Here is an 11,271-nt window from a genome sequence, read left to right as displayed (position 1 = left end):
CAATTTGTCCTTTATGGCGAAGACTATCAGTAATTAATGAAGAGAAGATGATAACCGGCAGCTTGGATAATTCAGGATGCTGCTTAATTCTCTTCGTTAAATGATGTCCATCCATTTGCGGCATTTCAATATCTGTAATAACTAAATGCACTTCATCCGCCAGCGTTTTCCCTGATTCCACTATGCTTTCTAAATAATCTAATGCATCTTGTCCATTTTCAAAAAACTCCAAGTACTCAAAACCAGCTTCTGTTAACGTATCATGAAGCAATTTACGCAATAGCGGGGAATCCTCAGCCACAACCAATCTTATTTGCGAATTCGAGCGTTTCCCAAGCTTTTTCACTTGCTGGATACTAATTCCCGTTTCTGGATTAATTTCAACAACAATTTTCTCAAAATCTAAAAGCAGAATCATGTCACCATTTAATTTAATGACCCCAATGATTTGGCCTTCAAGGCCTTGGTACATATCAGAAGGTTTTTCGATTTGTGTCCAAGAAATACGATGTATTTGTGTAACCGAATGAACATGAAATACGACTTTTTGTTGATTGAACTCGGCCACAATAAACTTATCTTGTTTCGGATTTTCTGAAGCGGGGAAACCTAATGCGTCTGCCACATTCACAACAGGCAAAACCTCACCACGCAATTCAATAATTCCTTCTACATTAGGATGTGCGTGGGGCACAATAGTAATCGAAACAGGATTAATAATTTCTTTCACTTTAATGACATTAATCCCAAATTTATTTTTTCCAATACCAAATTCCACAATTTCTAATTCATTTGTCCCGCTTTCTAACAAAATCCCTTTGTTCTCTTTCATATCCCTCGTCCTTCCTATTCAATTCCCNNCATTTAATATACCATGTTTTGTCGCTATCAAATCAGACACTTTAGTAAAAATGACCTATTTTTTTCACAGAGAAACTTCACGTATTGGAGATAGATTCCTTATTTCCATTCACTTCCCCTGCTCTAACAATTCCTTTATACTACATAATTCGGATTCCAACACTAAATCGTTAATAGTAAATGCCAAAATATTTTTGTAGTTGACTCTTATTCATCATTTTACTAATTATCAATGTTAGCAGTTAACATATTCATTAAACTAAAGGGGAAAATTAGTTATAAAACATAACATATAAATCCTTATTGAAGGAATTATTAGAAGGTGTTAATATGATAAGCTTTATCGGGATTACTGATAAAAATCAGTTAGAAAAGCATGTGTTTATAGATAATCTGAATTTCTCTAAATATAAATGGTTTTGGGTGGATTTTAATGAGCCTACTAAAGAAGAGCTAACACATTTAGAGAGAACTTTCCACTTTCATCCACTCGCTATTGAAGATTGTATACATACACTTCAAAGACCAAAATTAGATTATTATTATGATTATACTTTTTATACTACACATCTCGTTCGAGAAGAAGAAAGAGAAATCTTAAAAGAGGAGTTAGATTTTTTTGTAGGAGAAAACTTTATAGTAACTTTCCACCTTAATCCAGCAATAGAAGTTTCTCAAGTATGGGACAGATTACTATCTCAAAAAAATGTTGAGAAATGGGACACCTTCTATGTGTTTTATCAAATTTTAGACAAAATCGTGGATAATTACTTCCCATTAATTTATAAAATAGAAGAAAAATTAAATAAAATTGAAGATAATATACAAAATAAATCAATGAGTCATTTAATGAATGAATTGTTTGATACAAGATATATGTTGTTAAATCTAATGCATACCATTCATCCAATGCGTGATTTACTTTACCGTATGCTAAACTCTCACCATTTGAGCGGTGTAAAAAAAAGAAAAGAATACTTCTCTGATATTTACGACCATCTTTTGAAACTATCAGAAATGGTTATGTCGGATAGGGAAGTAACTGCAGATATAAGAGATAGTTATCTCTCATTAAACTCTCACCAAACAAATAATGTGATGAAAGTTCTTACCATTATAACTTCTATATTTGCCCCTTTAACACTGATTGCAGGGATTTTCGGGATGAATTTTGAATATATGCCCGAATTAACATGGAAATATGGTTATTTCTTTTCTCTTGGATTAATGGGAGTCATTGGAGTATCCATGTACTTTTGGTTTAAGAGGAAGGGCTGGTTTTAGGCTAGTGCGCCTTTCCCCCAGCATATTAAACCGAAAGTCTGGCACCATAGCCTCAAATGTATATACGGTTTAAAGGAGAGTTTCTCAGGTTTACAGCACTTTTGATTTTCGCGCTCTTTTTCTTTTTTGCTTGCTATTATTCAGCCAGCCTTTTTTCACAAAATACCAGAACATAAGCAGCGCGATTCCTCCCATCATAGCTAGTACAACAAAATAACCATAGCGCCAATTCAGCTCCGGCATAAAAGAAAAGTTCATACCATATACGCCAGCAATAAAAGTAAGAGGCATAAAAATCGTTGTAATAACCGTTAATGTCATCATTGTTTTATTCATATTATTCGAGTTAATGGATAAATAATTATCACGGATATCCGAAGAAAAATCACGATACGCTTCTAACATTTCCGCTAACTTCAATAAATGATCGTATACATCATTAAAATAAGAATGCTGTTCTTGTAAATAACTCATCCGATCCGAGGAAGTCATTCGATACAATAAATCGCGCATCGGCATGATTGTACGCCGTAACTTTGACAAGTCAGACCGTAGATCAAATAGCTGATCAATTAACTCTGCAATCGTTTCATTTTCTGTATTATCCTCGATCTGATTTAATTGATTTTCTATGCTGTACACCGTCGGATAATATTCATCGACAATATAATCAATCAACCCATGCATGAGAAAAAACGGACCTTTTTTCATGGAGATATCTTTTTTTAACCGCTCCCATACAACTGTTAGCTCCTCCAATTCTTCATTATGAAATGTAACAAGCCATCGATTTCCAACAAACAAATCTAATTCAACCGGTCGCAAATCTGCTTTTTTTAGCACATGCAGGATAATAAATTGATACGTTTCATAATAGTCAATTTTAGGACGTTGAATGAAGTCATCTAAACAATCTTCAATGGCCAATGGATGAAATTGAAAAAAACGAGCCAACTTCTCCTGTTCCTCTTCATTTGGTTGAAAAAAATCAACCCAATACCAGTCTATATATTGTTCATGAACATCTTCTAAAGATAAATTAGAAACAAACTCATGATTCTTTGTTATTGCACAAATATGTATCACATAACCAACCCTTTTGAATAATTTAACAATTAACCCTTATTATACTCTTCTACCTTGCTAATAGAAAAACAATTAAAAATAATGAAGATTTATTTTCTTTATTCCGTCATGAAATGATAAAATATATGCATATTCAAAGGAGGAATAAAATCAGATGGATCATATACTTAATCCTCTTGTCAAATCAGTGGAAATATCGGGAATACGCAAATTTTATAATATGGTAGCCGATATTGAAGGGACTATTTCGTTAACGATCGGACAACCAGATTTCCCGACACCACTTCATATAAAAGAGGCAGCTAAACAAGCAATTGATGAAAATTATACCGTGTATACACATAATGCTGGCTATTTAGAATTAAGAGAAGCGGCTCGTGAATATGTAAGGAAGAAATATGCTCTTTCCTATCGAGCAGAGGATGAAATTATCGTGACAACTGGGGCAAGTGAGGCCATTGATATCGCATTTAGAACTATTCTATTGCCTTGCACGGAAGTCATTCTGCCTGGACCTGTTTACCCTGGCTATGAACCGATTATAAAAATGTGTGGTGCAGTTCCAGTATATGCAGATACAACACAAAATAATTTTCGGATGACAGCCGATGTTATCAAGCCCTACATAACAGAAGCTACTCGTTGTATTGTATTACCTTATCCGTCTAATCCAACAGGCGTTACATTAACAAGCGCCGAATTAGAAGCTATCGCCGATCTTGTGCGCGGCAAAGATATTATTATTTTAGCGGATGAAATTTATAGTGAATTAGTATACGACCAAGAACATGTTTCGATTGCTAGCTTCTTGAAAGAACAAACAATCGTGTTAAATGGATTATCTAAATCTCATTCAATGACAGGATGGAGAATTGGCTTTTTGTTTGCCCCAGCAAATATTTGTCAACACATTTTAAAAGTGCATCAATACAACGTGACGTGCGCTTCATCAATTTCTCAGCGAGCAGCTCTAGCTGCGCTCACTACAGGATTTAATGACGCACTGCCAATGAAAGAGGAATATGCCAAACGAAGAGACTATGTATATAATCGACTTCAAGCAATGCAGTTAGATGTCGTTAAACCAAACGGTGCATTCTACTTTTTTGTTAAATTGCCAAAAGGATATACCTCTTCTCTAGATTTTTGCCTGAAGCTTGTTCAACAAACAAAGGTGGCTGTTGTTCCTGGTGAAGCTTTCTCTTCCCTCGGCGATGACTATTTCCGTATTTCTTACGCTTACTCTATGGAAACATTGAAAGAAGCACTCAATCGAATCGAAGCATTTTTACGATAAGAAAGCCAATGAAGAAAATAAGCATGCAGTCCGTCACAGACTGCATGCTTATTTACGCTTCACTTGTAATATTTATACAATGCTTGTGTACCGCTGTTTTCCTCCCCTGCCTCTGCAAGTTGGACATACAATGATTTACTTAGGGCAAGCCCTGGTGTATCCATCCCCATTTTATCGGCCTCTTCAAGCGCAATCGTCATATCCTTAATAAAGTGTTTAATATAAAACCCTGGTTCAAAGTCCTCTTTCACCATCCGTGGAACTAGATTCGTTAACGACCAGCTGCTAGCCGCTCCAGTAGAAATACTTTGCAGCACACGTTCTGGATCTAATCCCGCTTTTTTCGCATACACAATCGCTTCTGTCACACCGATCATCGTCGAAGCAATCGTAATTTGGTTACACATTTTCGTATGTTGCCCAGACCCTGCTTTTCCTTGGTAAATAATATTATTCCCCATTACTTCTAAAATCGGTTGAACCGTCTTAAAATCTTCTTCTTCACCACCGACCATAATCGCAAGCTTAGCATCGCGCGCTCCAATATCCCCTCCTGACACAGGTGCATCAAGAGCTGCCATTCCTTTTTTCTTAGCCTCGCTCGCAATTCGCTCAGCTAAAGATGGGGTAGACGTTGTCATATCAATCATATATGTACCAGGTTTACCGTTTACAATAAGTCCATGCTCACCAAGATAAATGTCCTCCACATCTTTCGGATAGCCAATCATCGTAATAATTACATTCGCATGCTGGGCTAGTTCTTTCGGTGTATCCGCCCATTTTGCCCCTTGATTCAGCAGCTCTTCTGCTTTTTCCTTTGTTCTCGTATACACATAGAGCTCGTATCCTGCTTTTAATAAATGATGGGCCATACTTTTTCCCATAACACCTGTACCAATAAAACCGATAATTGCATTCTCCTTCATTAGTACCAATCCCCTCACTCCCAACACGTTTGTTTAAATTGATTTAACCATACCGCCATCTACTAAATAAGACTGTCCTGTTAGATACGTATTCGCTCCTGAAACGAGGAACGTCACAAACTTAGCAAATTCTTCAGGTTCTCCATATCGTCCAAGCGGAATATTTTTCAGTAATTGCTGAGATAATTGCTCCTGTGTAATTCCTTTTTTCTCAGCTGTTACTTCATCTAAATATTGAATACGCTCCGTTGCAATTCGTCCTGGCCCAACTGTATTAATTAAAATATTGTTAGGACCTAATTCAACAGACAATGTTTTAGCTAAACCAACAATGGCTGTTCGGAACGTATTGGATAAAATCAACCCTTGAATCGGTTCTTTAATCGAAGAAGAAGCAATATTCACAATTCTTCCTCCCTTTTGCTTTAAATAAGGCAAGCTTTCACGAATCGTACGAATATAACTAAGTAAATTCAGCTCAAAAGATTGCTGCCAATGCTCATCACTCATATCCGCAAATGTCCCAGCAGGCGGTCCTCCTGCATTATTGATTAAAATATCAATACTTCCAAACTCGTCTACCGTCTTTTTGACAAGAGCTTGAATATCTTCTAGTTTCGTAAGATCTGTTACTGTATAAACAACTTTCCCTAATCCTAGCTTTTGCAGTTCTTCTTGAGCTTTAACAAGCTTCTCTTCATAACGGCCAACAAGCATCACATTACTGCCCTCTTTTACAAGCTCTGCTGCAATCGCCTTCCCTAGCCCTTGACTTGATGCTAAAATCAGTGCATTTTTATTCTCTAATTGAAAATCCATTGTCATCCTCCTAATGTTATCAATTCACTTCTATGACTACTATTATAGCTGTCTATTAGGAAAAATAGGGAAATAAACTCTCGAATTTTTCATTTATATACATGAAAAATAGCCGAATGGCTTTGTCCATTCGACATCAAAATCATAGCAGAGATTCACTAACATACATCATTCAGTGCTTGCTGAATAAATTGTTGGACATCCTCCGCTGTTTCCATATGTAATACGGTCTCTGCCAGCTTTCTCATTTCTGTTTGTGAAAGCTGATGAATATAAGAACGAACTTGTAAAATGGAAGCAGCATTCATGGAAAACTCCTCTACACCCAGCCCTAATAAAATAGGAATCGCTATTGAATCTGCTGCCATTTCGCCACATAAACCTACCCATTTACCTTGATTATGAGCGGCATCAATCACCATTTTAATTAAGCGAAAAATAGCTGGATTGTATGGTTGATATAAATAAGCTACGCGTTCATTTAGACGATCCGCTGCCATCGTATACTGAATAAGGTCATTTGTACCAATGCTAAAAAAGTCAACTTCCTTCGCAAACACATCCGCCATAATTGCTGTTGCAGGTACTTCTACCATCATCCCAATCTCGATGTTTTCATTTACCTGCGTTCCGGCACCCAGCAGCTCTTGTTTCACTTTATTCAAGAGCATTTTAGCTGTACGTAACTCTGTTAAAGTCGTAACCATTGGAAACATAATTTTTAAATGACCAAAGACGCTCGCACGAAGCAACGCTCGTAATTGCATCTCAAATTGAACAGGCTCTTTTAACGAGTAACGAATCGCTCTATATCCTAAAAAAGGATTACTTTCATAAGGGAGATGTAGGTGCGGAACATCTTTATCCCCTCCAACATCTAATGTGCGAATGACAACTGGTTTTCCTTGCATGCCTACTAAAATCGCCTTATACGTTTGAAACTGTTTTTCTTCACTCGGTAACTCATTTCTCCCCATAAATAAAAATTCCGTACGAAATAATCCTACACCTTCCGCACCATTGAAGAGAACGCTGCTTCCCTCTTTCTCTGAAACGATGTTCGCTGCTAAAGTTACTTGATGCCCGTCTTTAGTTACAGTTGGTTGATGAACAAAATGATCCCATTTGCTTGTTATAGCTTGTTCCGCAATTTGTTCCGACTCATAGCGCTTCACTAGTTCGGAGGTTGGATTAATATGGACCTGCCCTCTAAATCCATCAATAATCACCATATCACCATGATTAATAGAAGCTAGCCCTTCTTTTACTCCTACAATCGCTGGAATATTAAGAGAGCGGGCAATGATAGCGGAATGCGATGAACTGGCTCCGCGTTCCGTGGCGAAGCCTTTTACATAAAGAGGATTTAATCGAGCAGTATCTGACGGTGTCAAGTCATTGGCAATAATGATGACGTCCTCGGCTATTAAACTTGGATTAGGCAGATGAACACCAAGAAGATGAGCTAACAACCGCGTTTTCACATCATAAAGATCAATTGCGCGTTCCCTAATCAATAGATTATCATTCTGCTCAAACATCATCATAAACATATCGACCGTTTCCTGCAGCGCAAACTCAGCATTGATTTGTTCTGTTTGAATTTTATGTTGAATAGAAAGCAAAAATTCTGGATCTTCTAGTATAAGTAAATGAGCATCAAAGATGGCTGCGTGATTATCACCAACATGCTGTTCTGCTTTTGCCCGTATCATCTTGAGCTCAGCTCGTGACTTATGTATCATTTCTTTAAAACGGACAATTTCCGCATCACTGTTTTCAATCGTTCTTCTTTCGACAAACAATACAGGTTCGTCGAGTCGATACGCTTTTGCAATGGCTATTCCAGCAGAAGCGGCGACTCCACTTAATAGAGTGGACATATTAATGAGCTAAACCTTCTTTATCCAGCGTCTCCGTAAGCGTTTTAATCGCATCATTTTCATCGCTTCCGGTAGCTGTAATCGTGATATCCGCATTTTTACCAACACCTAAAGACATTACACCCATAATAGACTTAAGGTTCACTGTTCTCCCTTTATATTCCAATGTAATTTCTGAATCGAATTTACCCGCCGCCTGTACTAATAACGTTGCTGGACGCGCATGAATGCCTGTTTCCGCAACTACTTTAAACTTTTTTTCTATCATATCAATCTAACCCCTTTATCAAGATGATCAACAAATTAGGAAAGCCTTTTCTTTTAGATGAACAAAGAACAATCCTTCATTCTTCAGAATAGCATTACTACTTGTTACAAACAAACGAAAATCCAAACAAATAGTAAAAAATCAAGAAATTCTTATTAAAATCCATTTAAAAAATCTCGTTTATAAATGATTTGTTCATAAATCTAATTGTGCATTCTTCGTAAAAAACACTTTATAGCTAAGCAGAATAAAGATAATAACGGTTAACGAGACACCGCCAAGCCCGCCTAAAATAACCGCAATTTGATATTCAATGGCCACTGTGGGACTAATTCCTGCAAGAATTTGGCCTGTCATCATACCGGGTAAAAAAACAATCCCCATCCCTAACATATTATTAATCGTCGGCAGCACAGCAGAATCAAAGGCTTGATCGACGTACTTCTTAACCGCTTTTTTAGGAGCAGCCCCCAGCATAAGCATCGCCTCAATTTTATCACGGTTACTAGTCATTCCTTCATATAAATTTTTTAAAGCAAGCGTTAATCCCGTCATTGCACTACCTATAATCATCCCTGCGATTGGGATAACATAGCGCGGTTCGTACCATGGTGTAAAATGAATTACAATGCCATTAAAGAATAATAAAGTAATAATCGGCCCTGTCATCATGCTGCACGCAATACACCACTTGATTTGTCGCTTAAGTGGAAACTTCATTTGTTTAAAAATATTCATAATGGAAAAGATGGACATAGCTCCTAACATGGTAATCGTAATGACTGGATGTGGATCATTAAAAATATACGTTAACACATATCCTGCTATAAACAGTTGAATAGTCATCCGAAAAGTCGCAATAATAATTTCCCTTTCACGAGAAATCCCTCGCCTTTTCACGATTACTAGTAAGATCACCACAAACACATATGCTGCACAAAGGCGCCAAAATTCAATATCAATGATGCCGTTACTCTCCATACTTTCTTCACGCCCTTATTGTTTTTTCAGCATAATCGTTCGATCTGCACACTGCTCAACCAACTTTTTCGAATGCGTAATCATAATAACGCTCCCGCCTTCCTCCTTAACCTTTGCAAGAAAGCGCGTCATCACCTTTAATTCCGTTTCTTCATCTAAAGCAGCAGTCGGTTCATCCAGCAGATACACTTCAGGTTGTAAAAGAAGAAGTCTTGCCAGTGCCACCCTTTGCTTTTCTCCACCAGAAAGTGTTTCGGCATCTTCCGATAACGCTTTCTGTAACTGTACAATCTCTAATACTTCTTCTAATTCGGCCAATGAGCAAGCAGGTCTTCCGGTGAGCTCTAACCCTAATTGAAGATTATGCTCAATCGTTCCTGGGAAAATCAAAGCTGTTTGTGACAGCATCGTTACCTTTCTGCGATAGGTAATGGGGTCAAACTGTTCAATTGGGGTATCACGATATAAAATTTTTCCGCTATCAATATCTTTCATACGATTCAACAGTCGTAGCAACGTCGTTTTTCCTGCCCCGCTTTCTCCTACAAGACAAGTGACAACGCCCGACTTCACTTCAAGATAATCAAGCTTAATAATATCTTTATAAACGACCTTTTCTAAAACAAACATCTCTCCATATGCCCCTTTACTTTTCCCCTTCATTTAACTACACTATATCTTTAGTAAGAATATATGTTTTCTTTCTGTATCTTAATTCAATCATCGGAAATGTACAACCAATATAAATGGAGGTCCCTTATGCTACAATCCTATTTAAAATATATCCTACTTGCATGTATGAGCATCCTTTTACTAACCGCTTGTAGTGACACAGAAACAATAGAAGAAAAAACAGAGAACACAACAGCACAACAAACTAACTCTACTAATCAGGAAGAAACCGTTCAAGAAAAGAAAGGAAGTACCTTCACCGCAGAAATCGTTAAAGTCGTCGATGGAGATACCGTGAAAATTAAGCTGCCAAACGGCAACGAAGAAACGGTCCGCTTACTGCTTATCGATACACCGGAAACTGTTCATCCATCCAAAGGTGTTCAACCCTTTGGACCAGAAGCAAGTCAATTTTCAAAAGAATTAATGCCACCTGGTTCTAAAGTGGAAGTCGAAACCGGCATTAGCGAACGAGATAAATACGGACGCTTGCTTGCCTACTTTTATGTAGATGGCAAAATGGTCAACAAAATGCTGCTTGAAAAAGGACTTGCACGAGTAGCCTATGTGTATGTTCCCAATACAAAATATTTAGATGAACTAGAAGCCGTACAGAAAGAAGCCCAAAAGAAAGCCATTGGCATTTGGTCCATCGAAAATTATGTAACATCAAAAGGATTTAATGATTCAATTGCAGATACAAAAGACAAAACGCAAAAAGAGCCTACTGTTAATGAACAAACTTGTGCAAACCCAACTATTAAAGGAAATATTAATTCAAAAGGAGATAAAATCTATCATCTTCCTTCCGGTGCACACTACGATGTAACAAAAGCAGAAGAAATGTTTTGTACCGAAGAAGAAGCAAAAGCAGCTGGGTTCCGTCCATCACAACGCTAAAACAGCAGCTAAAAAACAAAGTAAACGGCCAGCTCTCTATAAGCCGGCCGTTTACCTTAACTACGCGGTTCATCTAAATATGTATAAATGACTTCCCCATTATGCTTCGCTTCTCCACGAAAATGTTTAAAATCTTCTCGCTTCACAAGCTGTTGTCGAAACGGCATGAAATGCTCCTTTGTTACTTTATACTCCTGAATATCCCGATTCGCTAATTGATTAAGAACTGTTTGTACGTCTTGTTCGTTCATTGTATATACCACCATTCCTTTATCCGTTTCTTCTAGGTTC

Annotated in this window: 12 protein-coding genes; 3 read left to right on the top strand and 9 right to left on the bottom strand. The window is 37.4% G+C overall.

Annotated features, from left to right (window positions below; all coding sequences use genetic code 11):
- Positions 1–832 (bottom strand): chemotaxis protein (locus V7068_RS09340; RefSeq protein ID WP_499712487.1); only part of this gene is annotated, 832 nt, incomplete at its 3' end.
- Between the two features lie 359 nt (positions 833–1,191).
- Here V7068_RS09340 and corA (V7068_RS09335) point away from each other — a divergent pair.
- Positions 1,192–2,145 carry a magnesium/cobalt transporter CorA gene (gene corA, locus V7068_RS09335; RefSeq protein WP_499712486.1) on the top strand — a complete coding sequence of 318 codons (954 nt, stop codon included), beginning with the start codon at positions 1,192–1,194 and terminating at the stop codon, positions 2,143–2,145.
- A gap of 90 nt (positions 2,146–2,235) precedes the next feature.
- Here the strand turns inward: corA (V7068_RS09335) and corA (V7068_RS09330) are convergent, their stop codons facing one another.
- A complete protein-coding gene (gene corA, locus V7068_RS09330; RefSeq protein ID WP_499712485.1) occupies positions 2,236–3,231 on the bottom strand; it encodes a magnesium/cobalt transporter CorA in 996 nt (331 codons plus the stop codon).
- Between the two features lie 154 nt (positions 3,232–3,385).
- On the opposite strand from corA (V7068_RS09330), the gene V7068_RS09325 reads away from it, so the two are divergent.
- On the top strand, positions 3,386–4,528 hold the full coding sequence (locus V7068_RS09325) for an aminotransferase A (RefSeq protein ID WP_499712484.1): 1,143 nt from the start codon (positions 3,386–3,388) through the stop codon (positions 4,526–4,528).
- 59 nt (positions 4,529–4,587) lie between these two features.
- Here the strand turns inward: V7068_RS09325 and V7068_RS09320 are convergent, their stop codons facing one another.
- The 6 genes from V7068_RS09320 to V7068_RS09295 form a co-directional block, all read right to left on the bottom strand.
- The gene (locus V7068_RS09320; RefSeq protein ID WP_499712483.1) at positions 4,588–5,457 is read right to left on the bottom strand and encodes an NAD(P)-dependent oxidoreductase; all 870 of its coding nucleotides are present in this window, start codon (positions 5,455–5,457) and stop codon (positions 4,588–4,590) included.
- 33 nt (positions 5,458–5,490) lie between these two features.
- The gene (locus V7068_RS09315) at positions 5,491–6,276 is read right to left on the bottom strand and encodes an SDR family oxidoreductase (RefSeq protein ID WP_499712482.1); all 786 of its coding nucleotides are present in this window, start codon (positions 6,274–6,276) and stop codon (positions 5,491–5,493) included.
- Positions 6,277–6,434: 158 nt separating this feature from the next.
- On the bottom strand, positions 6,435–8,159 hold the full coding sequence (gene ptsP, locus V7068_RS09310) for a phosphoenolpyruvate--protein phosphotransferase (RefSeq protein WP_499712481.1): 1,725 nt from the start codon (positions 8,157–8,159) through the stop codon (positions 6,435–6,437).
- 1 nt (position 8,160) lies between these two features.
- Complete coding sequence (locus V7068_RS09305) at positions 8,161–8,427, bottom strand: phosphocarrier protein HPr (protein ID WP_119116119.1); 267 nt, start codon at positions 8,425–8,427, stop codon at positions 8,161–8,163.
- Between the two features lie 195 nt (positions 8,428–8,622).
- Entirely contained in the window at positions 8,623–9,408 is a 786-nt protein-coding gene (locus V7068_RS09300) for an ABC transporter permease (RefSeq protein ID WP_499712480.1), read from the bottom strand.
- Positions 9,409–9,423: 15 nt separating this feature from the next.
- On the bottom strand, positions 9,424–10,038 hold the full coding sequence (locus V7068_RS09295; RefSeq protein ID WP_499712479.1) for an ABC transporter ATP-binding protein: 615 nt from the start codon (positions 10,036–10,038) through the stop codon (positions 9,424–9,426).
- A gap of 129 nt (positions 10,039–10,167) precedes the next feature.
- Between V7068_RS09295 and V7068_RS09290 the strand changes: the two genes are divergently transcribed.
- Complete coding sequence (locus V7068_RS09290; RefSeq protein ID WP_499712478.1) at positions 10,168–10,980, top strand: thermonuclease family protein; 813 nt, start codon at positions 10,168–10,170, stop codon at positions 10,978–10,980.
- Between the two features lie 56 nt (positions 10,981–11,036).
- Here V7068_RS09290 and ykzS read toward each other — a convergent pair.
- A partial coding sequence (gene ykzS, locus V7068_RS09285) for a protein YkzS (RefSeq protein ID WP_499712477.1) occupies positions 11,037–11,271 on the bottom strand: 235 nt, incomplete at its 5' end.

Origin of the sequence: Bacillus sp. JJ634, assembly GCF_036962285.1 — a bacterium.
In the GTDB taxonomy this organism is placed as follows: Bacteria; Bacillota; Bacilli; order Bacillales; family DSM-1321; genus Peribacillus; species Peribacillus asahii_A.
The sequence above is the reverse complement of the archived record's forward strand: the minus strand, read 5'-3'. Positions and strand labels throughout refer to the sequence as shown.